Here is a 24,024-nt window from a genome sequence, read left to right as displayed (position 1 = left end):
ACTACGTGGCAGACGAGAACAACAACACCGAGGGCATGCCCGACGACCTCAGGCGCCTTCTCGAGCGCGCCGAGGAGGGCGACGTCTACGTCGAGGACGACTCCGAGGACGAGGAGGACGTCGACGACGAGGAGCTCGAGGAGAGCTTCGGCGATAACAACCGCGGCGCCGACGCCGGCGAGACCGACATCAACGGCGGCGCCCTGCAGATCTCCGAGTTTGGCCAGGAGATGAAGCAGAGCTTCATCGAGTACTCGATGTCGGTCATCACGGCGCGCGCCCTGCCGGACGTCCGTGACGGCCTGAAGCCCGTCCACCGCCGCATCCTCTACGCGATGAACGAGTCCGGCATCTTCCCCAACCGCCCGCACAAGAAGTCGGCCTGGACGGTCGGCGAGGTCATCGGCAAGTACCACCCGCACGGTGACGCTGCCGTCTACGACACCATGGTTCGTCTCGCCCAGTGGTTCTCGATGCGCACCCCGCTGATCGACGGCCACGGCAACTTTGGCAACATCGACGGCGACGGCGCCGCGGCCATGCGTTACACCGAGAGCCGCCTGGCCAAGCCCGCGATGGAGCTGCTGCGCGACCTGCAGAAGGACACCGTCGACTGGCAGCCCAACTACGACGAGTCCCTCGCCGAGCCGCAGGTCCTGCCCGCGCGCTTCCCCAACCTGCTGGTCAACGGCTCCTCCGGCATCGCGGTGGGCATGGCGACCAACATCCCGCCGCACAACCTCGCCGAGACCGTCGAGGCCACCTGCGCCTTCATCGACAACCCCGACATCACGGTCGACGAGCTCATGCAGGTCATGCCCGGCCCCGACTTCCCCACGGGCGCGCTCATCATGGGCACCGACGGCATCCGCCAGGCCTACGAGACCGGCCGCGGCTCGATCACCATCCGCGCCAAGGCGCACGTCGAGTCCACCAAGACCGGCCGCAGCCGCCTCGTCTTCACCGAGATTCCCTATCAGGTGAACAAGGGCACGCTGCAGGAGAAGATCGCCCAGCTCGTCAACGAGAAGCGCATCGAGGGCATCTCCGACATGCGCGACGAGTCCACGAGCAAGGGCATCCGCCTGGTCATCGAGCTCAAGAAGGGCGTGGTGCCCGAGGTCGTCCTCAACAACCTCTACAAGTTCACCTCGCTGCAGACCACCTTTGGCGTGAACAACCTCGCGCTCGTCGACGGCGTGCCCAAGTGCCTGTCGCTGCGCGAGATCCTGCGCCACTACGTTGACCACCAGGTTGACGTCGTCACTCGACGCACGCGCTACGACCTCAAGAAGGCCCAGGCCCGCGCGCACATCCTCGAGGGCTACCTGCTGGCGCTCGACAACATCGACGAGGTCATCCACATCATCCGCTCCTCGCAGACCGACACCGAGGCCTCCCAGCGCCTCATCGAGCGCTTTGGCTTCTCGCCCGAGCAGACCCAGGCGATCCTCGAGATGCGCCTGCGCCGCCTCACCGGCCTCGAGCGCGACAAGATCGAGGAGGAGCTCGCGGGCCTGCGTCGCGCGATCGCCTACTACGAGGACCTTCTCGCCCACGAGGAGAAGATCCTCGGCGTGATCAAGGAGGAGATGCGCGAGATCGCGGGCAAGTTCGGCGACAAGCGCCGCACCGAGATCAGCCACGCCGCGCGCGACCTCGACGTCGAGGACCTCATCGCCGACGAGGACATGGTCGTGACCATCACCCACACCGGCTACATCAAGCGCATCCCGGTGGCCACCTACCGCTCCCAGAAGCGCGGCGGCAAGGGCGTCCAGGGCCTGTCGCTCAAGGACAACGACTTCGTCGAGGACCTCTTCGTAGCGAGCACCCACGACTACGTGATGTTCTTCACCAACCTCGGCAAGGTGTACCGCCTCAAGGTCCACGAGCTGCCCATCGGCAGCCGCCAGGCCCGCGGCTCGGCGATCGTGAACGTGCTCGCGCTCGCCGAGGGCGAGCACCCCACGGCGGTCATCACCTGCCGCGAGTTCCACGAGGACGAGTTCCTCATGTTCGCGACCTCCTCGGGCATGGTCAAGAAGACGGCCATGAGCGAGTACGATCGCACGCGACGCGACGGCATCATCGCCATCAACCTGCGCGACGGCGACGAGCTGGTCAACGTTCGTCGCGTCCGCCCCGGCGACAAGGTCATCCTCGTCTCCACCGACGGCAAGGCGATCCTGTTTGACGAGTCCGAGGTCCGCGCCATGGGCCGCAACACCTCCGGCGTTCGCGGCATCACCCTCAAGGGCTCGGCGCGCATGCTCGGCATGGAGATCACCAACGGCAACGGCGACCTGTTCGTCGTCACCGAGAACGGCTACGGCAAGCGCACGCCCGTCTCCGAGTACCCGGAGCACAAGCGCGGCGGCCAGGGCGTCTACACGATCGCGATGACCGCCAAGAAGGGTAACCTCGTGGCCTGCCGCGTCGTGGGCCCGCAGCACGAGCTCATGCTCGTCTCCGAGGAGGGCGTGGTCATCCGCGTCAAGTCTGGCGACGTGAGCAGGCTCGGCCGCTCCACGCAGGGCGTGAAGGTCATGAACATGGTCGAGGGTGACCACGTGAGCGCCGTCGCTCGCATGGTGGCGCGCAAGAAGAAGGCGCCGCGCCATGACGAGGCGCAGGGCATGCTCGACCTCGCGTCTGCCGGCGCCAAGGACGCCGACGAACCCGAATCCGTGGACATCGGCGGCGACGAGGAGCTCTCCGACGACCTCATCGACGAAGAGGAGTAGCGCGCCGGCGCGCGCCGCGCAAACGCAGACGGCCTGCGGGGACTTCCCGCAGGCCGTCTTTTTTTTTTACGCATTCGTTTGTCCGAGGCATCCGAGGCGTCCGAGGCGTCCGAGGCGCGGCTACTCGGGGTCCTTGTCCCCCGGGACGACGTTGAAGTCCTCGGGCGAGAGGCTCTCGACGAAGTTGTGGAACTCCTCGAGCTCGTGGGCCTCCTCGTCCTTCTCCACGCCCCTGAAGTCGGGCAGCGCGGCGGTCTCGAGGACGTCGTCGGCGGCGTAGATGGGCAGTCCCTCGCGCACGGCGAGGGCCAGGGCGTCGGAGGGGCGCGCGTCGACGAAGACCTGCTCGCCACCCTCGCGTACGAGCTCGAGCTGGGCAAAGAAGGTGGTGCCCTGCACGGCCATGATCCGCACGCTCGCGCAGCGTCCGCCGAGCGCCGAGATGGTCGACGCGAGGAGGTCGTGCGTCATGGGGCGCGATCCCTGGCGCGGGTTCACGCCCATCGAGATGGCCGTGGCCTCCACCGAGCCGATGCGGATGGGGAGCTGCAGCGCTGCGGGCCCATCGTGCGTCCTCAGCACGATGAGCGAGGCGACCGGGCCCCCGCCCACGACGATGCTCTCTATGTCCATCTCTCTCAGCGGCACGTTCCCTCCTGTTCTCTGAACGGATATCCTACCCAAATGAGCCCCTCGGGCAACGCTCTTCACATCATTCGGAAAGAATCGAAAAAAGATGTTGACGCCCCCGAGCGAGCCGTGTAAAGTATCTCCTTGCGTTGGGCCTGTAGCTCAGTTGGTCAGAGCGTCCGGCTGATAACCGGGAGGTCACAAGTTCGAACCTTGTCAGGCCCACCACTTCCTGACAATAGTCGCCCCAGCGTTTGCCGAGTCGCCGCTGGGGCGATTATTATTTTTCAGGTTCGGGGACGTAGCTCAGCTGGGAGAGCGCGGGCTTTGCAAGCCTGAGGCCGTGGGTTCGAGCCCCATCGTCTCCACCATGACATTCAAGTCGAGGGCCTTGCGGCCCTCGACTTTTTTCACAGCCGACTGCAAAATCGGGCTCCAATCCATATCCGGTGCCGGGCGAAAACAAAACCCGCCTTCGATCCATGGATTTTTGCGCCCTGAGCGTCCTTTCCTCGGCGCCGTGATGACGTTTGCCCATATGGCGAGTCTCGGAGCTCGTGCTCGGAAGAGAAAAGAGGGCAAATTGTCATGGATTGAAGGCGGGTTTTGTTTTCCCTGCCGCGGGAATATGGACTGAAGACCACTTTTGCACGCGTGAGGTCACGGACAAGCCTTGCGGTATCATCGCTGCAGGAATATAGACACGGGAGGTCTTGGATATGGCAGGGGACGACATGCGCCGCGACGGGGTCTCGCCCGAGACCGACGAGCTGGCGAGCACGTTGATGGGCGACGCCTTTGACCTGCTCGCCTCGGGTGAGGACTTTGAGGTCCTGCTTGTCGTCCAGGACGAGGCAGGGACGGTCTCGAGCTACGAGTTTGAGGACGACGACCCGGAGGCCTGCCTCGAGGGCGCCCGCGATCGCGTCCGCGAGCTTGCCGGCGCACTGCGCTACGCCATCGCCTATGAAGGAGCCGTCGCCGACGAGGACGGCTCCTACGCAGACGCCCTGCTCCTAGAGTTTGGCGAGCGCGGGTACCGTGCCTACTCCGCCTACTCCCTCATCGGCGGCAAGGGCGCCGGCGACCGCTTCACGTGGACCGACCCCGCGCCAGCCGGCGAGCTCGAGCCGCTTCTGTGAATTGGGGACGTGTTTTTTCGTGCAGACCGTTTGGGACAGGTTTATGAATAACCTGTCCCAAACGGTCTGCACGAAAAAACACGTCCCCAATTCACAGAAGCCTCCTGTAGATGCAGTGAGCTGCGCAAAGTTCCCCTCTTAAGGCCGTCTGCGCTGTATAATGCACCGGTCGCCGAATTGTTCGGTACCGAGAGAGCGAGAGGGACCAATGCGCCAGGAGAACATCAGGAACATCGCGATCATCGCCCACGTCGACCACGGCAAGACCACCTTGGTCGACCAAATGCTCAGGGCGACGGACGCCTTCCGTGAGAACCAGCAGGTCCAGGAGCGTGTGCTCGACTCCAACGACCAGGAGCGCGAGCGCGGCATCACCATCCTGGCCAAGAACATCTCCATCGAATACAAGGGCGTGAAGATCAACGTCATCGACACCCCCGGTCACGCCGACTTTGGCGGCGAGGTCGAGCGCGTCCTGCGCATGGCCGACGGCGCGCTCCTTTTGGTCGATGCTGCCGAGGGCCCCATGCCCCAGACGCGCTTCGTCCTTCGTCACGCCATCGACGCGGGCCTCGCGGTCATGATCGTGGTCAACAAGATCGACAAGCCCGCCGCGGACCCCGAGAAGGCCGTCAACACCTCGCTCGACCTCATGGCCGACCTCGGTGCCTCCGACGACCAGCTCGAGTTTGCCATGGAGCACGTGGTCTACGCCTCGGCCGTCAACGGCTTCGCGCGCCTCGACCCTGAGGACGGCAACCAGGACATGTTCCCCATGCTCGACATGATCGTCGATGAGCTCCCCGCGCCCGAGGTCGACCTCGAGGGCCCGCTGGCCATGCAGTGCGTGACCATCGACCATTCCGAGTACGTGGGCCGCATCGGCATCGGCCGCATCTACTCCGGTACCATCCACGACGGCGACAAGATCCTCGTGGTCAAAAACGACGGCAGCCGCGCCATGAGCCAGGTCAAGCAGCTCTTCACCTTCGACTACCTTGGCCGCAAGGAGTGTTCCGAGGCCCAGGCCGGTGACATCGCCGCCGTCGTGGGCATCGACTCCACCGACATCGGCGACGTCTACACCGACCCCGAAAACCCCGTCGAGCTGGAGCCCATCGAGATCGACCCGCCGACGCTCTCCGTCGTCTTCGAGCCCTCGACCTCCCCGCTCGTGGGCCGCGAGGGCGACATCGTGGGCGGCCGCCAGCTCAAGGAGCGCCTCATGCAGGAGCGTGAGAACAACGTGACCATGCGCATCGAGGAGCTTCCCGACAAGACCGGCGTCGAGGTCGCCGGCCGCGGCATCCTGCACCTCTCCGTCCTCATGGAGACCATGCGCCGCGAGGGCTTCGAGTTCCAGGTGGGCCGCCCGCGCGTCCTGTTCAAGAAGGACGCCAACGGCCAGATGACCGAGCCCGTCGAGCAGGCCGTGGTGGAGTGCCCCGGCGAGTACTCCGGCAAGGTCATCGAGGTCTTTGGCAACGCCGGCGGCACCATGACCACGATGGACGCGGGCGCCACCCAGACCCACCTCGAGTTCAAGATCCCCACCCGCGGCATCATGGGCCTCAAGAACCGCATCCTAAACGTCACCCACGGCGAGGCCGTGTTCTACCACACCTTCCTCGAGTACGGTCCCTACGCCGGCGAGATCGGCGTCCGTCAGAACGGCGCCATGATCTCCATGAGCACCGAGAAGGCCGTGGCCTACGCGCTCGGCACGCTCCAGGAGCGCGGCGCCCTGTTCGTGGGCCCGGGCGACGAGTGTTACGAGGGTATGCTCGTGGGCGAGCGCTCCAAGCCCGGCGACATGGTCGTCAACATCGCCCGCACCAAGAGCCTGGGCAACCAGCGCTCCTCGACGGCGGACATCGCCGTGCAGCTCACGCCCCCGCGCACCTTCACGCTGGAGGAGGCGCTCGAGTACATCATGGACGACGAGCTCGTCGAGGTGACGCCCAAGTCCATCCGCATGCGCAAGCGCCTGCTCTCCGAGATCGAGCGCCGCAAGTGGGCCGTCCGCAACGGCAAGGTCAAGAAGTAGCCGCCCGTGCCGTAACATGCACAGTTCCGTTAAGTTTCATATATCCGCAGGTCGGAAAATGAAGCTTCCGGAACTGTGCATGTTATGAGGGGCGGAGCGTCCTACTTCTTGCCCGCGCGCCAGCGGGTCACGCGGACGTGACGGGCGGCGCGGCGCACCGGGGCGACCACGCGCGGTCCCAGGTCGACGTCGGCCGGGGTCTGCACGTTGTAGCGCAAAGACCAGCGCCGCAGCCCGATGGTCACGGCCAGGCACAGCACAGACCCCCACAGCTTGTTGATCGAGCAGCACACGACCGCGAGGTAGTACACCGTGCCGCCCGCGAGCGCGCACACGGCGTAGAGGTTAGACTTCTGGAAGATGCGTGGCACCTCGCCGAGAAAGACGTCGCGCAGCATCCCGCCGCCCACGCCGGTCATGATGCCCATGAGCACGCACGATGCCGGGTAGAAGCCGTGCACGATGGCCTTGTCGGTGCCCACGAGCGCAAACAGCGCCACGGCCATGATGTCGAGCCACTCGAGCAGGTTGCTCGCGCGGTCGAGCGGCTGCGGGAAGAGAAACGCGATGAGACCCGTGGCCACGCTCACCGGGATGGCAAACGGCGAGGTCAGCATGTAGATGCGCCCCACCTGCATCATCACGTCTCGGATGAGGCCGCCGCCCAGGCCGCACAGCAGCGCGAGCCCGACAAAGCCCACGGCGTCGAGGTGCCGCGAGCGCGCCACCATGACCCCACCGGCAGATCCCACGACCACCGACGCCAGGTCGACCCACGTGGGAAGCGAGACCGCGGCGACCTCGGGGCTGTAGGTGGCAAAGATGTCCAGCACGGCGACTCCTCGTACTTCTCGGCGACGCCGTCCATTGTTGCGCATGACATGGAAAAGCGACAGCCTCTTTTCCATTGGAAAAAGTCTTTCCCATGGGCGGCGAATACGCTATACTGACCGCTGCACCAAAACACGGAGAGTTGTCCGAGTGGCCGAAGGAGCACGATTGGAAATCGTGTAGGCGCCTAAAGCGTCTCCAGGGTTCAAATCCCTGACTCTCCGCCAGAACCTTCCGTGGCCCCGCAAGGGGCCACGTCACCCTTACGGAGGGGTGGCAGAGTGGTTGAATGCGGCGGTCTCGAAAACCGTTTACCCCTTCGGGGGTACGAGGGTTCGAATCCCTCCTCCTCCGCCATCGCACCCAAAGACCGGTCCCCGCGGGCCGGTTTTTTCATATCCGTTGACGATATGCATCAGAGATGACAGGGTATACCTCAACCTATGCGTCATCTTGCCCACCGAACGCCCATCGGCGTCACCACCATCTCAAGGAGGCCCCATGGTTTCCGACCCCGAGCTCGACGGCTTTCGTCGTGACCACTACTTCTCCCGCTCCTGGGCCCTGCTCACGCGCGACCGCGGCTGGATCAAGCCCGTGCTCGTGATGACCGTTGCGCTGCTCGTCCCCATCGTGGGCGTCCTCGGCGTCCTGGGGTACGCGCTCGAGTGGGCCCGTCTCACGGCGTGGAACGTCAACGCGGCCCCCAAGCAGCGCGGTGTCGACGTGGGCGGCTGCATCAAGAGCGGCTGGCGCGGCTTTCTCGTGATGCTCGTGTGGGGCATCCTCAGCGCCATCGTGGTGGGCGTGGCAACGGTGCTGCCGATTGTGGGCGCGCTGGTCTCGCTCGTGTGGTTCTTCGTCTCGTTCTTCTTTGCCGTGGTGGTGATGGTGGCGGCCCTGCGCGCGACCATCTACCAGCGCTTTGGCGCGGGCATGCGAGCGTCCACCATCTGGCAGATGGTCTCCCACGACCCGGGCGGCCTGCTGCGCGTGGTGGGGATCAACGTCATCGGCGGCGCGCTCGCGGGCGTGGTCACGATGTTCGTCGTCATGGTCGGGCTCGCCGGAGCGGTGCCCCACCTCGTCTGGTACCTGACCTACCTCTATGACTTTGGCACCGTGATGTCGGACTCCGCCGGCGCGATGCTCGCCCTGCAGCTCCTGGCCTCCGTGCTCGCCTCGCTGGGCCCCGCCCTCGTGGTCGTCTTGCTGGTCGACGGGCTCGTCGGCACGATCTTGCTGATGGTCTCCTACACGGCCGTCGCGCTGTGGATGCGCCAGTTCGACGTCCCCAACTGGGGCCGCGACGAGGACCCCCTGCCTCCCTTTGTGACGGACCCGCGCGATGACGCTCCCGTCCCAGGGTCCGGGGCCCCCGGCCAGGCCGCGCCGCAGGAGGAGCCGGTTGAGCATCCCCAGCTCATGGCGGTGCCCGGGGAGCCCCGTGAGCCCCGTCCCGAGGATGTCGCGGGAGAGGTGCCCGTCGCCGAGAAGGACGACCCCGTCGTGCCGGAGGACCCCGTCTCCGCTGAGAAGGGCGATTCTGCCGCAGATGACGAGGGCCCGGTGACGGAGGAGCGCCACTAGCCCCAAGACCTCCCAAAAGATGGAGATGTGATGTGGAACGCGCGGGCGTCCATGGGTGCCGAGAAGGGCCCGGGCGCCCGCGCGTCTATGCCTACCTCGCGCTTCTCACCTGCGCAAGGAGGTTCTTCTCGCCCGCGGGAGCTCCTGGGAAGCAGCGCGTCAGCTCCCGGGAAGCCCCGGACGCTACGCTCATGTTGTGGGCGCTGGAAGATTTTCGCAGGTAGCAGCGATTCTGTGGTATGATGCTTCGCCGAACCTTTCCTGCCCCGGGCGCAAACCTTCACGACCCGGGGCCACTAGCCCAGAGGAGGTGACCACATGAAGGCCTATGAACTGCTGTACTTTGTCGACCCCACCTGCACCGAGGAGACTCGTGCCGCCGTCATGAAGCGCATCGAAGTCGCGCTTGGCGAGACCGGTAAGGTCGACAGCGTCGAGGACTGGGGCAAGCGCAAGCTCGCCTTTGAGATCGACGACCTCACGGAGGGCGACTACACCCTCATCAACTTCCATGCAGATCCCACCACGATCGCCGAGCTCGACCGAGTTCTGCGCATCAACGACGCCGTCAAGCGCCACATGGTCGTGCGCCGCGTCGACAAGGACTAGTCATGGACGCGCGGGCCGTACGGCCCGCCGAGGAGAGGGAGTGAGGCTATGAGCATCAACAGGGTCAACATCTCGGGCAACCTCACGAGGGACCCCGAGCTCAGGGTCACGGGCAGCGGAACGCAGATTCTCTCGTTTGGCGTGGCCGTGAACGACCGCCGTCGCAACCCGCAGACGGGCGAGTGGGAGGACTACCCCAACTTCGTCGACTGCGTGGTGTTTGGCGCGCGCGCCGAACCTCTGTCCCGCTTCCTCTCCAAGGGAACGAAGGTTGCCGTCGAGGGCAAGCTTCGCTACAGCTCCTGGGAGAGCAAGGACGGCTCGAAGCGCAGCAAGCTCGAGGTCGTCGTCGACGAGGTCGAGTTCCTCAGCTCGAGGGGCCAGCAGGGCGGCTACCAGCAGGATGCCGGTGGCTTCCAGCAGGCCGGAGGGGCCCAGTTCCAGCAGGCTCCCTCCTACTCGGCACCCGTCGCCGCCGCGCCCGCGCAGTTTGCGCAGCAGGGTGGGTTCGCGAATCCCGCGCCCGCTCCCGTCCAGGCCCCGCCGTCGACCGACGTCTACGACGAGGACATCCCGTTCTAATCATCCGGCGGCCTCGCGCCGCCCACAGAAAGGCAACAAGACATGGCTCAGCAGAAGCAGGATTTTCAGCGCCAGCCGCGTCGCAAGTACTGCCAGTTCTGCAAGGAGGAGACCGAGTACATCGACTACAAGGATGTGCAGCTCCTCCGCAAGTACATGACCGACCGCGGCAAGATCAAGCCGCGCCGCGTCACTGGCGCCTGCACGCAGCACCAGCACGACATCGCGCTTGCCATCAAGCGCGCTCGTGAGATGGCGCTTCTGCCCTACACCGTTCCCGTGGTCTCCAGCCGCGGCGGCCGCAACCGCGGCTAAGGGCACCGAGCACGTGAGAAGAGCGCGCGCATGATGGGTGCATGGTCCAACAACGGTCGTCCCGCGGCTCCCACGGGAGCTTCGGACGCTCGTCGCGCGGGCCAGATCGTACGGGGCGGCAACGCCTCCGAGGGCGGCGACAAGGGCCCGCTGGCCCGGGCGCTTCCCAAGGCATTCGTCCTCTGCGCGATCGGCGGCGCGCTCAGCGCGACGTCGACGTCGTTTCTCGCCCCAGCGCTCGTCGCATACGGGATCGTCCTGTCGGCGATGTGCGCCGGGGTCCGCGGAATGGCACCGGGCGCGGTCCTCGCGGCCGCGGCGGCCGCGGCGGTGAGCCTCCCTCTGGGGGTCTCGTCGCTCGCCGGTTCCGTCATCACGAGCCTCGCCGGCGTCGTGGTGGCGGCCGCCTTCTGGGCGGGACGCCTGACGCCCGGCGGAAGCGTCGCCTGCGTGGCGGTCATCGTGGCCGCGCACCTCGGCGCCGACGCCGTCATCTCCGCGACGCGCGGCATGACGCTCAACGAGACCATGGTGTCGCTGATCGAGACCTATCGTCAGTCGCTCACCGAGGCCTCCCCGACCGTCTCCGCGCAGATCGAGTCCGCGGCCTCCCTCATGAGGTTCTTCTGGCCCGTGGCGTATGTGGCCATCGGCTTTGCCGAGGGCATGTTCGCCCACGTGGGCGTGAGGCTTCTGAGGGCGCCCCTTTCGGGGCAGGGCCGGCAGGTGCCGTCGCTCGACGCCTACGACGTCCCCCTGTGGGTCGTCGCGGTGCTCGTCGCGACGGCGGGAGCGCTCGCCGTGGCGCTCACCGTCCCGAGCGCACCGGACGCGATGCTTATGGCCTCGGCCAACCTGGCCATGGCCCTGAGGTTCGCGTTCGCGGTGCAGGGAGCCGCGGTTCTCGCGTGGTTCATGCGGGAAAAGGGCGTCGGGAGCCTCTCCCGGGTCCTTCTCGGGGCGCTCGCGCTCTATCTCGAAGTGCAGTTCGTCGTTTTGACCGTCGTGGGAGTCGTTGACGTCTGGGCGGACTTCCGCCACCTCAGAAGGGGCGGGGACGCCGGCGGGGACGACGCCGCGAATCAGGACAAGGAGCCGGCCCAGGCCGGCTGACCGAAGGAGTATCCCATGAAAGTCATCCTCTTGGGTGAGCTTCGGGGCAAGGGCGGCGAGGGCGACATCGTCGACGTCGCTCAGGGCTTTGCGGAGAACTACCTGTTCCCCAACAAGATCGCCCAGCCTGCCACCCCGGGCAACATCAAGCAGCTCGAGGAGCGTCGCCACAACATCGAGAAGCGCGAGGCCGATCGCATCGCCGCCGCCGAGGCCACCAAGGCCGCTCTCGATGGCAAGTCGGTGACCGTTGACGCCAAGATCGGCGAGGAGGGCCAGCTCTTTGGCTCCGTCACCCCCGCCCAGATCGCCGACGCCATCAAGGCGCAGCTCGGCATCGAGGTCGACCGCAAGCGCGTCGGCCGCGGCAACAACCTCAAGACCTCCGGCAAGCACGCCGTCGAGGTCAACCTCTACCGTGAGATCACCGCCGTGGTCAACGTCCTCGTGGGCGTGACCGAGGAGGAGACCGTCGAGGAGGTCGTCGAGGTCGAGGAGGCCGTCGAGGCCGAGGCCGAGACCACCGAGGCCGCGGAGTAGGGTCGAGCACTTTTCGACCACACCTGATTTACCTGCGCATTTCTACAAGAAGCGCAGGTCAGGATAAGGTAAGGGAGACCCAGGGTAGCTGAAGGCACCCTGGGCCTCCTTTTTGCGTTGCGCCCAAAACAGGGGCGACTACCTGCGGTTTCTCTGCAAACTAACACGTCAGCCAGCCGTAAAAAACGTTATTCGTACGGCTGTTTGGGCCCACGTGAGCGGCTCAGAATTGTTGAAAACTCTTCGTTGATACCCGCGAAAAAAATGATGAAAACGTCGAAAAGGAAGAAAGACCCGGTCAGACGGAGTCTCTTCTCGACATGCCGTGGTTGAGAGTTGCTTGAGAGAAATTGCCTCTTGACAGGGACTCGGAACGTGCTGCCACAATTGAGTCCCAAGACCCGAGCCAACGTCTTTTCGCCCGCCCCCGGGAGAGCCGCAGGCTCGCTGCCTATCACCCGTAGGAATACGTCCCGTCGAGGAGCGACCATGGCGCAGAGCGGCTATGACGTGAACCCCACCCGCATGACCGCCAACGAGAACGCCGTCATGCCGCAGGACCCGGAGGCCGAGGCCTCGGTCCTCTCCGCGATGATGGTCTCGGCGGAGGCGCTTCAGGAGTGCCTCATCGACCTCGAGCCGGACGACTTCTACTACCCCTCCAACCGCACCGTCTTTGTTGCGATGCGCGAGATGTTCGACAAGAACATGCCCATTGACACCATCTCGCTGGCGGACTACCTCAAGAGCGCCGGCGAGCTCGAGCGCGTGGGCGGCCGGAGCTTCCTTCTGGGGTTGGGCAACAACTCGCTCGCGCTGGTGGGCTGGCGGCGCCACATCGAGATGCTGCACCGCGACACCACCCTGCGCAAGATGATCAGCGCCTCCGCCCAGATCACCGCCCTCGCCTACGACGCGCCGGAGGACACCAAGGAGGTCGTGGACCGCGCCGAGCGCATGCTGCTCGACGTCACCAACCGCGACGTCCACGCGAGCGAGCAGTCCCTCGAGGAGATCATGGCCGACCTCTACGAGGAGCTCGGCGCCAACGCTGCCAACCACGACGGCCCGCTCGGCGTCCTCACCGGCTTCCCCAAGATCGACGACTGCCTGCTCGGCCTGCGTCCCGGCCAGATGGTCGTCATCGGCGCGCGCCCGGGCGTGGGCAAGACCTCGTTCGCGCTCAACCTCATGACCAACGCCGCCTTTGCCGGGGCCAGCGTGGCGATGTTCTCTCTCGAGATGTCCAAGGTCGAAATCGCGCAGCGCCTGCTTGCCGCAAACGCGCGCGTGGGCCTGCAGGAGATCCGCTCCGCGCGCATCAGAAACGAGCAGTGGCCGCAGATCCTCCAGGCCACCAACGACCTCTCGCAGCTCGACATCATGATCGACGACACCCCCGGCACCACGGTGACCGAGATCCGCGCCAAGGCCCGCCGCATCCTGCACGGCAAGAAGCTCGGCCTGGTGATCATCGACTACCTGCAGCTCATCTCCCCGCCCGCCGGCCAGCGCCGCGCGGACAGCCGCGCGACCGAGGTCTCTGAGATGAGCCGCGGCATCAAGATCATGGCAAAGGACCTGGGCGTGCCTGTCGTGGCGCTCTCGCAGCTCAACCGTACCGTAGAGAACCGCACCGGCAAGCGCCCGCAGCTCTCCGACCTGCGCGAGTCCGGCTCCATCGAGCAGGACGCCGACATCGTCGCCCTGCTCGACCGCTCGATGAACGAGGACGAGGCGGCGCGCGAGGACCGCCCGGCCATGAACGAGACCACCTTCATCATCGCCAAGAACCGCTCGGGCGCCCTCGCGGACATCCCGCTGACCTTCCTGCCCGGCTCCACCAAGTTCGTCGAGGTCGACTCCTTCCACGACTAGCGCGCCCCGGCGTCCCGCCTCCGGCGCGCCGCGCCTGCCGTATAATGAGCCCGTATGTGAAACGCGACGAAAGGGCGCACATGTCCGCATCAGTGCTCGTGGGTACTCAGTGGGGCGACGAGGGCAAGGGCAAGGTCACCGACCTCATCTCCGGCGACTTCGACGTGGTCTGCCGCTACGCAGGCGGCGCCAACGCCGGCCACACGGTCATCGCCAACGGAAAGAAGCTGGCGCTTCACCAGGTCCCCTCCGGCGTCATGTACGAGGGCACCTACCCCGTGATCGGCAACGGCTGCATCGTGGACCCCGAGATCCTGCTCCAGGAGATCGACATGCTCGCCGAGCAGGGCATCTCCGCCGAGCGCCTCAAGATCTCCGGCAACGCGCACATCGTCATGCCCTACCACAAGGACCTCGACGGCGCCCATGAGAAGAAGCTCGGCAAGAACCTCATCGGCACCACCAAGCGCGGCGTGGGCCCCTGCTACATGGACAAGATGAACCGCACGGGCCTGCGCATCCAGGACATGCTCGACGAGAAGATCTTCCGCGAGAAGCTCGAGAGCGCGCTGGCCTACACCAACCCCATCCTGAGCAAGGTCTACGAGCTGCCCACCTACACCGTCGAGCAGATCTGCGAGACCTACCTGCCCTACGCAGAGCGCATCCGCCCCTACATCGTCGAGAGCAGCCTCTTCCTGAACGAGCAGCTCGAGGGCGGCAAGAGCGTGCTCTTTGAGGGCGCCCAGGCCACGATGCTCGACATCGACCACGGCACCTACCCCTTCGTGACCAGCTCCAACTGCACCGCCGGCGGCGCCGTCACCGGATCGGGCGTGGGCCCCACCAACATCGACCGCGTCCTGGGCGTCGCCAAGGCCTACCTCACCCGCGTGGGCTCCGGCCCCTTCCCCACCGAGCTCTTCGACGAGATCGGCGAGAAGCTCGGCGAGGTCGGTCACGAGTACGGCGTGACCACCGGGCGCAAGCGTCGCTGCGGCTGGTATGACGCCGTGGTCGTGAACTACGCCGCCCGCGTCAACGGCCTCACGGACCTCGCCATCACCAAGCTCGACGTCCTGGGCTGCCTGGACGAGATCAAGGTCTGCGTGGCCTACGAGTGCGACGGCGTGGAGTATCACACCGTCCCCGAGCACCAGAGCGTCTTCTATCATGCCAAGCCGGTCTACGAGACCCTGCCCGGCTGGAAGTGCGACATCTCCGGCGTCCGCAACTTCTACCAGCTCCCGCGCGAGGCCAAGGACTACATCGACTTCCTCGAGCAGCTCGCCGGCGTGCGCGTCTCCATCATCACGGTGGGCCCGGACCGCGAGCAGACCATCGACCGCTACTGGCACTAGGCGGATCTGCCACGTGCTCGAGCGAAACTTCACAATCGTGTGCGACCGGGGGTGCGACCTGCCCCCGGTCTACCTTGAGCGGGCCCAGGCCACGGTCCTCGAGGACGTCCCGCATGACGCGCTGGGCCACGTCGACGAGGTCGCGCTGACGCAGGCCCTCGTGCGCACCTACCGCGCACTCGCCGCCCAGGGGCACGACAAGATCGTCTCGGTGCACTCCTGCGCGTCCTTCTCGCCCGTGGTCACGTGCGCCCGCGAGGCCGCCGCGGCCTGCGAGGGCGTGGCGGACGTGCGCGTGATCGACGCCGGCTCGGCCTCCGCGGCCACGGGCATGGTGATCTTTCGGCTGATGTGCCACTGGGCCGACGGCGCGACCCTCGACGAGGCCGTAGAGCAGGCGCAGCGCCTCGCCGGCAGCGTCCGGCTGCTCGTCATCCCCACGGTCGCCGCGCGCTTTGCCCGCAGGCGCTCCCGCAAGCCCCGGGCGGGCCTGCTCGGGCGCGCCACGTCGAGCCTGCGCATCAGGATCTCCGGCGAGCGAGGCCTCTACCTCGTCTCGCGCGGGGAGGTGACGCAGCTCGCGCGCTCCAGCGAGCTCTCTGACCTCACGGGGCGCCTCGCGCACGCCATGAGCGCCGTGGCCGCCAGCGAGGGCGAGCTCGTCTACGCCACCATCGAGACTGGCGACGCCCGCGCACTCCGCGCGCTCGAGAAGCCGCTCGACACCAACGAGTTCGAGGCGCGGCGCCTGGGCTCGGTGAGCGCATCGTCGCAGGTCGAGAAGGTCGTGGGCCAGGGGGCGGTGGCGGTGGCCTTTGCCCCCGCAGACGTCTACTGGCGCGCTGCCGGAACGGTCGGCGAGGACGAGGCCACAGCACCCGACGACGACCCGCGCGTCGGGAGGGATTCATAAGAGCGCGGCCGCTCGGGCCGCCCGTTCTAGGAGGAAAGACATGAGCAACGCGAAGGTGGACATCCTGCTTCTTGGCTCCGGCGGGCGCGAGCACGCGCTTCTCGTCAAGCTCGCCGAGTCTTCCCGCGCCGGGAAGCTCTACGTGGCCCCGGGCAACGGCGGCATGGACGCCATGGCCCAGAAGGTCGAGCTCGACGCCGAGTCCCCGGTCGCCGTGGCCACCTGGGCCCGCGAGCACAACGTCGGGCTCGTGGTCATTGGCCCCGAGGCGCCGCTCGTGGCCGGCGTGGCGGACGCCGTGCGCTCCGCGGGCATTCCGTGCTTTGGCCCCAACGGCGACGCCGCCCAGATGGAGGGCTCCAAGAAGTTCGCCAAGCAGGTCATGGCCCGCGCGGGCGTGCCCACCGCCGCCTACCGCAGCTTCACCGAGCAGCAGGCCTGCGAGGCCTACGTGCGCCAGGTCGGCGCCCCCATCGTGATCAAGGCCGACGGCCTGGCCGCCGGCAAGGGCGTCATCGTGGCCAAGACGCTGGACGAGGCCCTCGAGGGCGTCCGCGAGTGCTTCTCGGGCGCGTTTGGCGAGGCGGGCGCCACCGTCGTGGTCGAGGAGACGCTGGAGGGCCCTGAGTGCTCGCTGCTGGCCCTCACGGACGGCAAGACCGTGGTGCCGCTTGCCACCGCGCAGGACCACAAGCGCGCCCTGGACGGCGACAAGGGCCCCAACACGGGCGGCATGGGCGTCTACTCCCCGGTTCCGGAGCACCTGGTCAGCGCCGAGGACCTGGCCACGATGGTCGAGGTCGAGCAGCGCGTGGTCGCGGAGCTCGCCTCCGAGGGCATCACCTACTCCGGCTGCCTCTACGGCGGCTTCATGCTTACGCCCGAGGGGCCCAAGGTGCTGGAGTTCAACGCCCGCTTTGGCGACCCCGAGACCCAAGTGGTCCTGCCGCGCATGAAGGCCGACCTCGTGGACGTCTTCTTGGCCTGCGACGACGGCACGCTCACGCCGGACATGGTCTCCTGGGACAACGACTGGGCGGTCTCGGTGGTCCTGACCTCCGCCGGCTACCCCGGCTCCTACGAGAAGGGCAAGGTCATCACGGGCATCGAGAAGGCCGAGGAGCTCGAGGGCGTGACGGTCTACCACGCCGGCACCGCCGTCTCCGAGGACGGCTCGATCGTCACCTCCGGCGGCCGCGTGCTCGACGTCACGGCCGTGGCCCCCACCTTCGAGGAGGCGCGCGCCCGCGCCTACGAGGCCTGCGAGCTCATTGACTTCGAGGGCAAGACGTTCCGCACCGACATCGGCCTGCGCGCGGTGAAGTAGCCTGAGGCCCTGAGAGGCCGTCTGAGACGCCGTTTGCGCGTTGCTGGATACGAGGTCGAGCAGCCTTGCTTTTGGGCGTCTCCGGACGTTCTGTGAGGTCAAATCGTCCGGGCGCGCCCAAGACTGATGGCAATCCGTTTGGTCTTGGGTGTTCCCGGACGCTTTGCAATTCCGGACCGTCCGGAATCGCCCCATACCAACAAGTGAGCCCCCGGGGCCGCTCCATAAAGTGGCGGCCCCGCGGGCGTTGTTTGGTGCATGCTTATTTTGCTCGATGGTCGACCATCGAATAGTACCAGTTAAATACCGATAAAAACGAACCTACTCTGAACCAGCGCACAAGAGCTTGGTCGCAAACACACTGCGCTTCCACCACGGCAGGGCGGACATCGCCTGCTGACGCTCGGCGATGCCGGCCACGCGGTCGGCGAGGCGCGCGGCACGGTCGTTGGCTGCAGCGAGCTGGTCCCTCAGCTCTCCCAGTTCGCGCTCACGTGACGCGCGCAGCTCCGCAAGCTCGGAGACAAGGCGGTCGTTCTGCTCCTTGAGGTCAGCGATGCGTCCGTTAAGAGCGGAGATCACGGAGTCGCGCGTATCGGGCGTGATTGCGGGCACGGCCTCCTCGGGCACCGGGCCAGGGGTGGTGCGAAGCGGGATGTTCTTGCCCAGGGCGTCGGCCAGGGCTGAGACGGCAAAGTCATCGAGCACGTCCGTCTTCCCGACGCGCTTCACGTGTTCGGGGGCGAGCCCCAGCCTGTCGATGTAGTTCACGACCGTCTGCTTGGCCACGCCAAGCTGATCTGCGACTTCCCTCTTTGTTACTGCCATGGATGCTCCAGACGTGTTTGGTACCGCAGGTGATGCATGTTCGATTGCTCAAACGCAATTATACGTAGTTACGTCGGAATATTCGAGTGTCAACACCTATGTTCATCTTCTGGTGTGCAATGTGGTCGAAGATATGGTTGATACCGACAAGGACCAATCATCTGGGCATTCAGACAACCCTCAAGTTCAACTCAAATGTCTGTGAGCAGAGAAGAACTGAGGCAATCTGTTCAGCCTTAGCAGCACTTTGTCGGTCAGAGATGCGTTGCCGCAAAAGCCCTCTTGTTCGACAACATTGCATAGAGCATCACCCATCCTCGCAAAAGAGGAGTCGATGACACGACGGATCCCAGCCCCTCTAGTATGAGCAAAGAAGCTACGTGACGGAATGTCTCTCTCTGAGGATCCGATAACCAACATCCCGCACTGCAGACACTCGAGCTGACCCACAGATGAGAAGACGTGGTATTCAATGATGAGGGACCGTAACCGTACTCACACGTATACGACCAACAACTGCTAAAACAGCTGGTAGATGTGACTATTCGTCGATACATTCCTGAGTTTGTTCGACTAAGAGACGGTGTGGTTGGTCGATACGGGGAGCTTTTGGAGAGACTGAGATAGGTCAACGGCTTCGCCTTGGGCTAGAGTAGTCCCACGGCGCCGCCGGTGCCCAGTCAAGAATCAGGAGGACCACATGTCCGACGAAAACGACAAGATCACCGCCCATGACGTAACAGAGCCTACGCGCGCGGACCTCGACTACGCCGTGGATGACATCCGCGACTCCGTAGCAGCCTTTACCTATGACGGAGACCGTGCCAGACAAGACCATCTCTCTGGAGCTCCTGAGGAACGTGAACTCGTTCTTGGCGATGACGACCCGCGTGATGCGGCGCTCGCGGAGCGCCCTCTCACTGAGGATGTCGCCTGGACTGGTCGCATATTCAACGTTGACCGACTACGTGTTCAGTTGCCCGATGGTCGCAATGCCATCCGCGACGTCGTGCGTCACCCCGGCGCCGTGGCAGTGGTCGCCCTCACGGACGAGGGTCGCATCTGTCTCGTCCGTCAGTACCGCACAGCGCTTGGTCGCGTGACGGTGGAGATTCCTGCGGGAAAGCTCTCTCCTGGCGAGGAGCCGCTCGAGTGCGCCAGTCGCGAGCTCCTCGAGGAGACCGGCATGGAGGCTGAGAAGATCGCCTACCTGACCACCATCGCCAGCTCCGCGGGCTTCTGCGATGAGCTCATCCACATCTACATGGCCACGGGCCTCAGCTTCTCCAAGTCCAGCCCCGATGCGGACGAGTTCATCAACGTGGACCTCGTCGAGGTTGGCGAGCTCGTGGACGCGGTTCTGGACGGGCGCATCGAGGATGCCAAGACCGTCGTGGGTGCCCTTCTCTGTGACGCCATCTCTCGTCGTCTCATGGATTCTGCTGAGGATCCCGAGGTCGAGACAGAGTAGCCAAGGCATACACCAACGTTGTTTGAATTGGGCGGTCGACTAACAATCGACCGCCCAATTTGTAGTGACGTATTCGAATTTGGGAGATGCCTACGTGATCGAAAACCAAGAGCGATACATTGGTAAACACCAACGAATTTGCAGGTAGATGGTGCCTAGATTAAAACAAGAACGTAACTCGAAGCGAGAACAAGGCAACAGACGCTTTGTGCGACCGTTGACGATATAGTCGACTCTGTAGCTGTAAGATTCAGCAAGATTGGTCGGCAATGGGGTGGCACCTGTTCGGATCAGAGTGGCAGGACAACCTGGAAACCCATCTTATATATGAGAGCGCGAGCCAGAGGATCCATTGGCCAAGCTTTCGAGAAGAACGACTGTGCAGTGGCTCGTCACGAGCGAATTCAAAGATATGTCGATATGATGGAGACGAGCCGTTGTGTGTCTAAAGGTGTCGGTGTATACGCTGATTGAGCCACCCCTGAAGACTTGGTCGATATCAGAGGGCTATGTATAAGTTTTCCGATTAGATATCGATTCCGACCGAAGAAATTCCCATGTGAATGGCATGACCGATTTCAGTCTTCTTCCAGAAGGTTCGAATCGAACAAGATGAGCCCCCCGCGAACATAACGCCTATCTTTGATATGTGGGGGGGGGTATAATACTGGTGTTTACCAGCAGAACGTTCCTTCAGCTTCGTTTCTTATTGCTGAAAAGTTACAGAAAGTCCCCGGAGAATGGTCTAGACTGTCACGCATCTAGCTGTATATGGGACCGTCATGCCGCGCGCGGGTAGCCCAGAGAGCCAGGAGGTCTGTATGACGCATCTGAAAAACACCACAGGGGGGTGCCTCTCCCGGACTAACCTGAGGCGCCAGTCCTCTCACAAACTGCGGCTAACCGTGTTTGTAGCGGCGCTCATGACGGCGGCAGTCGGTTTCTTTGCGGGGACCTCTATTGCCCAGGCTGCGATTAGCGGTAGGTATACGGTTCAGGGTGTTACCCCTAGCGGAACGACCATTAATCTATTTGATTACTGGGTGACCGAACAGGATGATCCTGACAACAGTACGATTGGCCTCTCTAGGCCGCCAGAAGGTACTGATGCATATAAGAAATGGCAGGCTTGGATTAATGGCGGCATTAACAACAACAAAACACTAAAGTTTGGCGCCGGGATGGGGGAGGCTGTTCCTGTCGGAGGAGTCAATCAGGACAACGTGAACTTTTGGACAAAAAGCGCTAAACCACGGGAAGGAATTGTTTCAGCGAGGTTGGGGGAAGATGGATATCCCGTACTAAGCAGCGCGCTAATAAGAAGCCAGTCCCTCTCGTATCTTTTCGATACGACGTCGTTTAACGGTAAGGCAGCCTACTCGGATGTCTCAAATCTACTCAGGGTAGACTCACAGGGCTACTATTACTACGACTGCAAAGAAAACTTTGCTGAGTTCGTTCCTGATGGCGAAGGAAGCGGCAGCTTTGTTCTTTACAACATGGGTGGGGTCGATGCGGGAGGCTCCTCGCCTGATGGTCAGTTCTTCCCGTTCAACACGGGCGAGGAAGTCTTTGAGGAGCGTTTGGGATTCCTCCAACCTGAACAGGTTGATGGAAGGAATATTAAATCAACCGATGAAGTTATAAATCACTACTTTGGCATGACCATGTCAACGCGCTTTGCTCAGCGATATGGCGGCCATACAGATGCAAACAGAAACGTTGCGGTGACCTATAACTTCTCAGGAGATGATGACGTCTGGATTTATATCGATGACGTTCTTGTTGGTGACCTCGGAGGAATTCATAACGCCACATCGATAGAAATTAACTTTGAGACCGGCGGAGTCGTTATTTACGATGACAGCTCTCTGAGCGAGCAGGATCCGGGATATAGGAACAACAAGTATGACAATGAAGAAACGGTATATCAGAGGACCACGCTCCGTAACCTCTTTAATGCCGAAAACAACGATCCTCGTTTCGTTGGGGGCACATTTGCGGATGATACCTACCACACCCTCGATTTCTTCTATCTCGAGCGTGGTAACACTGACTCAAACATGTCGCTCAAGTACAACCTCGTGACTATCCCAGAGACCGATATCCAAAAGGTTGACCAGGTGGGAGACCCTATCTCCAACGTAATCTTTGATGTTAAGAGCGGCAACAATACCATTTGTCAGGCAACGACTGACGGTAGCGGAAACGTTGTTCTCACCGATAAAAAAGACTTCCCAATTACTCTCGAGGATCTCTACAAAGAGGGTTACAGTGAGTTGACTCTTGAGGAGGTCAATACTCCGAGCGGGTATCGGTCCTATGGTCCGTTCCACATGCGACTCGTCGAACAGGATGGATCAGTACTGCTCCTCTCGGGCTCCCAGTCCGATCCGTCCGAGTATTGGGAAACAGGAGCCTATGCACTCTCGAAGGTGACCACGAGGATGTCTGTCGATCCTCTAGTTGGTGGGGTAAAGCTCACAGATAACCAAATGCAGAATGGCACCATGTTTGTCGTTGTCGAGAAGTACTTTGGAGAGAACGACTGGCGCCCGGTCTATGGTGATCCAGTAGACGGATGGACCGTTCTCGAGAATGACAGCAAGAAGAACATTCTTGAGGCGGCGCGTGAAACGGGTGCCGTGTTCGTATTGGCCTACTCGGGCTCGTATCAGGCTGAGGTGGACGGGCTTCCTGGGGATGTACTCGACTATGTGTTCTTCGACGGTAACGACGGAGATAGAGACGGAGAACTCTATCGAGGCGTGTATTACTATGTCAGCTCCAGCAGCCTGGACGAGGCTCTCGAAACAGGAACCGAGCCTCAGGAAATTCAGAACTCGGGCGAGTTCAAGCGTCAGTTTTCTGCGCGACTTTACGTTCCAAATATTCTGAATCGCTTCATCGTCCAAAAGCTCGACGATGCGGGAAACCCTGTCAACGGAGCGAATATTAGCCTCTACAATAACGAGTCCGTTGACGTAGGCCCGAACGGCGCAGCCACTCTGCAGCCCAACGCAATCGCACTGAAAACCGAAACTACACGCCAGCTCACAAAGGGAACAGACTCCATTGACCTCAACGGCGCAGTCGTGTTCTCCGGTCTTAAAAGCGGTACGTATTGGGTTTGCGAGACATCGGCTCCCGCTGGATATGCCCTCAACGCAACTCTTGCCAAGGTGATTGTTGACAACACTGGCGTGTATGCTGACGCAGGCGTGGCGAATGACGGAATAACCGTGACACGCGGCGTGGGTCGCCTAGTCCGTTCAATGATTCAGTTCGCTGTCGATGATGATATCGATGCGACGCTGCACGATATTATTGCGACTCCGATGCTCGGCACAAAGAATAGCTGGAAAAAAGCCGCTGATGAAAATGCTCTTCACCTCAGTTACGCTGGCGAGAAGGGCGCGGTTCTCGACTATTCTGTGAGTGATGCTGACGGGCAGACCACGTTTACTGTGGATGAAGGAATTCCCTCGCTCAAGATCGAGCAATGTGCTACGCACGAAACCGACCCGCGTCAGGATCTGTCGGGAAAAGATTTGACCAACCTCTTTACGGGTACCACCATCGTACACATTGAAAACGAGCGAAAAGTGGCGTTGGAGGTGACCAAGCAACTCAAGAACGCAGATGCACTTGGAGCTCCAAGCAAGGAAGAAACTTACAGGATTGCGTTCACCTTTGTGTTCCCGGGGGGCACGACCCAAGAGGACCTATCTCTGATAAAAGCTCAGACGATGTCGGGTGAGAACACGCCGACTAGTAGTGAGTTCGGTCTGGACCTCAGCCAAACCGAGGGGGAGAGCCTCACTTACACCTACAAGCAAGATATAAAGGCAGGAGAGACAATAAAGTGGTTCGGCCTCCCCGAAGGCACCCAGTACACGGTGACCGAGGAAACAACGGTAGAGGGCGATTCCTCGACAAGCATTCTGCCTAATGGTGTAAAGCTGATAAGCATTACCGATGCTGATGGTACAGTGGATGCAGACGAGAATCCTTCAGCCAGCGGAACGCTGAGCTATAACGGAAACAAAGTCGACCACGTTATCGTGACCAACGAATTCGTTTTGACTCCCGTTGCATGC

18 protein-coding genes and 4 tRNA genes are annotated in these 24,024 nt (G+C 63.1%); 19 read left to right on the top strand and 3 right to left on the bottom strand.

The features are described from left to right. Positions 1-35: 35 nt before the first annotated feature. Positions 36-2,747, top strand: coding sequence for a DNA gyrase subunit A (gene gyrA, locus NW198_RS05740; RefSeq protein ID WP_258340458.1), 2,712 nt, complete (start codon positions 36-38; stop codon positions 2,745-2,747). Positions 2,748-2,867: 120 nt separating this feature from the next. On the opposite strand, the gene NW198_RS05735 is transcribed toward gyrA, so the two are convergent. Continuing rightward, entirely contained in the window at positions 2,868-3,395 is a 528-nt protein-coding gene (locus NW198_RS05735; RefSeq protein WP_258340373.1) for a bifunctional nuclease family protein, read from the bottom strand. A gap of 133 nt (positions 3,396-3,528) precedes the next feature. Between NW198_RS05735 and NW198_RS05730 the strand changes: the two genes are divergently transcribed. The 4 genes from NW198_RS05730 (at position 3,529) to typA (ending at position 6,566) form a co-directional block, all read left to right on the top strand. Beyond that, positions 3,529-3,605, top strand: a tRNA-Ile gene (locus tag NW198_RS05730). 67 nt (positions 3,606-3,672) lie between these two features. Next, positions 3,673-3,748, top strand: a tRNA-Ala gene (locus tag NW198_RS05725). 348 nt (positions 3,749-4,096) lie between these two features. Continuing rightward, entirely contained in the window at positions 4,097-4,519 is a 423-nt protein-coding gene (locus NW198_RS05720) for a hypothetical protein (RefSeq protein WP_258340372.1), read from the top strand. A gap of 208 nt (positions 4,520-4,727) precedes the next feature. Then, entirely contained in the window at positions 4,728-6,566 is a 1,839-nt protein-coding gene (typA, locus tag NW198_RS05715; RefSeq protein ID WP_087313707.1) for a translational GTPase TypA, read from the top strand. 101 nt (positions 6,567-6,667) lie between these two features. Here the strand turns inward: typA and NW198_RS05710 are convergent, their stop codons facing one another. After that, positions 6,668-7,399, bottom strand: a complete 732-nt coding sequence (locus NW198_RS05710; protein ID WP_239386571.1) for a trimeric intracellular cation channel family protein — start codon at positions 7,397-7,399, stop codon at positions 6,668-6,670. A 134-nt stretch (positions 7,400-7,533) separates the two neighbouring features. On the opposite strand from NW198_RS05710, the gene NW198_RS05705 reads away from it, so the two are divergent. The 12 genes from NW198_RS05705 to purD all read left to right on the top strand — a co-directional run bounded on the left by NW198_RS05705 (position 7,534) and on the right by purD (position 17,625). Further along, positions 7,534-7,624, top strand: a tRNA-Ser gene (locus NW198_RS05705). Positions 7,625-7,664: 40 nt separating this feature from the next. Then, a tRNA-Ser gene (locus NW198_RS05700) sits at positions 7,665-7,754 on the top strand. 144 nt (positions 7,755-7,898) lie between these two features. Continuing rightward, on the top strand, positions 7,899-8,987 hold the full coding sequence (locus NW198_RS05695; protein WP_258340371.1) for a DUF4013 domain-containing protein: 1,089 nt from the start codon (positions 7,899-7,901) through the stop codon (positions 8,985-8,987). Positions 8,988-9,305: 318 nt separating this feature from the next. Further along, positions 9,306-9,596: a 30S ribosomal protein S6 gene (rpsF, locus tag NW198_RS05690; RefSeq protein WP_087313701.1), complete on the top strand. Its 291-nt coding sequence runs from the start codon at positions 9,306-9,308 to the stop codon at positions 9,594-9,596. Positions 9,597-9,644: 48 nt separating this feature from the next. Beyond that, positions 9,645-10,178 carry a single-stranded DNA-binding protein gene (locus tag NW198_RS05685; protein ID WP_258340369.1) on the top strand — a complete coding sequence of 178 codons (534 nt, stop codon included), beginning with the start codon at positions 9,645-9,647 and terminating at the stop codon, positions 10,176-10,178. 42 nt (positions 10,179-10,220) lie between these two features. Then, a complete protein-coding gene (gene rpsR / locus NW198_RS05680) occupies positions 10,221-10,493 on the top strand; it encodes a 30S ribosomal protein S18 (RefSeq protein WP_072373695.1) in 273 nt (90 codons plus the stop codon). Between the two features lie 30 nt (positions 10,494-10,523). Next, positions 10,524-11,606 carry a DUF2232 domain-containing protein gene (locus NW198_RS05675; RefSeq protein ID WP_087313697.1) on the top strand — a complete coding sequence of 361 codons (1,083 nt, stop codon included), beginning with the start codon at positions 10,524-10,526 and terminating at the stop codon, positions 11,604-11,606. 15 nt (positions 11,607-11,621) lie between these two features. Continuing rightward, the gene (gene rplI / locus NW198_RS05670) at positions 11,622-12,146 is read left to right on the top strand and encodes a 50S ribosomal protein L9 (protein ID WP_258340368.1); all 525 of its coding nucleotides are present in this window, start codon (positions 11,622-11,624) and stop codon (positions 12,144-12,146) included. A 489-nt stretch (positions 12,147-12,635) separates the two neighbouring features. Continuing rightward, the gene (gene dnaB / locus NW198_RS05665) at positions 12,636-14,024 is read left to right on the top strand and encodes a replicative DNA helicase (protein ID WP_258340367.1); all 1,389 of its coding nucleotides are present in this window, start codon (positions 12,636-12,638) and stop codon (positions 14,022-14,024) included. Positions 14,025-14,104: 80 nt separating this feature from the next. Further along, complete coding sequence (locus NW198_RS05660; RefSeq protein ID WP_258340366.1) at positions 14,105-15,385, top strand: adenylosuccinate synthase; 1,281 nt, start codon at positions 14,105-14,107, stop codon at positions 15,383-15,385. A gap of 13 nt (positions 15,386-15,398) precedes the next feature. Beyond that, on the top strand, positions 15,399-16,298 hold the full coding sequence (locus tag NW198_RS05655) for a DegV family protein (RefSeq protein WP_258340365.1): 900 nt from the start codon (positions 15,399-15,401) through the stop codon (positions 16,296-16,298). Between the two features lie 40 nt (positions 16,299-16,338). Next, positions 16,339-17,625 carry a phosphoribosylamine--glycine ligase gene (purD, locus tag NW198_RS05650; protein WP_258340364.1) on the top strand — a complete coding sequence of 429 codons (1,287 nt, stop codon included), beginning with the start codon at positions 16,339-16,341 and terminating at the stop codon, positions 17,623-17,625. Positions 17,626-17,946: 321 nt separating this feature from the next. Here purD and NW198_RS05645 read toward each other — a convergent pair whose 3' ends face one another. After that, complete coding sequence (locus NW198_RS05645; RefSeq protein ID WP_258340363.1) at positions 17,947-18,453, bottom strand: hypothetical protein; 507 nt, start codon at positions 18,451-18,453, stop codon at positions 17,947-17,949. Between the two features lie 700 nt (positions 18,454-19,153). Between NW198_RS05645 and NW198_RS05640 the strand changes: the two genes are divergently transcribed. Together NW198_RS05640 and NW198_RS05635 are read left to right on the top strand one after the other, a co-directional pair. Further along, positions 19,154-19,924: an NUDIX domain-containing protein gene (locus NW198_RS05640; protein ID WP_258340362.1), complete on the top strand. Its 771-nt coding sequence runs from the start codon at positions 19,154-19,156 to the stop codon at positions 19,922-19,924. An 821-nt stretch (positions 19,925-20,745) separates the two neighbouring features. Then, positions 20,746-24,024 (top strand): SpaA isopeptide-forming pilin-related protein (locus NW198_RS05635; RefSeq protein ID WP_258340361.1); only part of this gene is annotated, 3,279 nt, incomplete at its 3' end.

The organism is Thermophilibacter sp. ET337 (assembly GCF_024733715.1).
Classification (GTDB): Bacteria; Actinomycetota; Coriobacteriia; order Coriobacteriales; family Atopobiaceae; genus Thermophilibacter.
The sequence above is the reverse complement of the archived record's forward strand: the minus strand, read 5'-3'. Positions and strand labels throughout refer to the sequence as shown.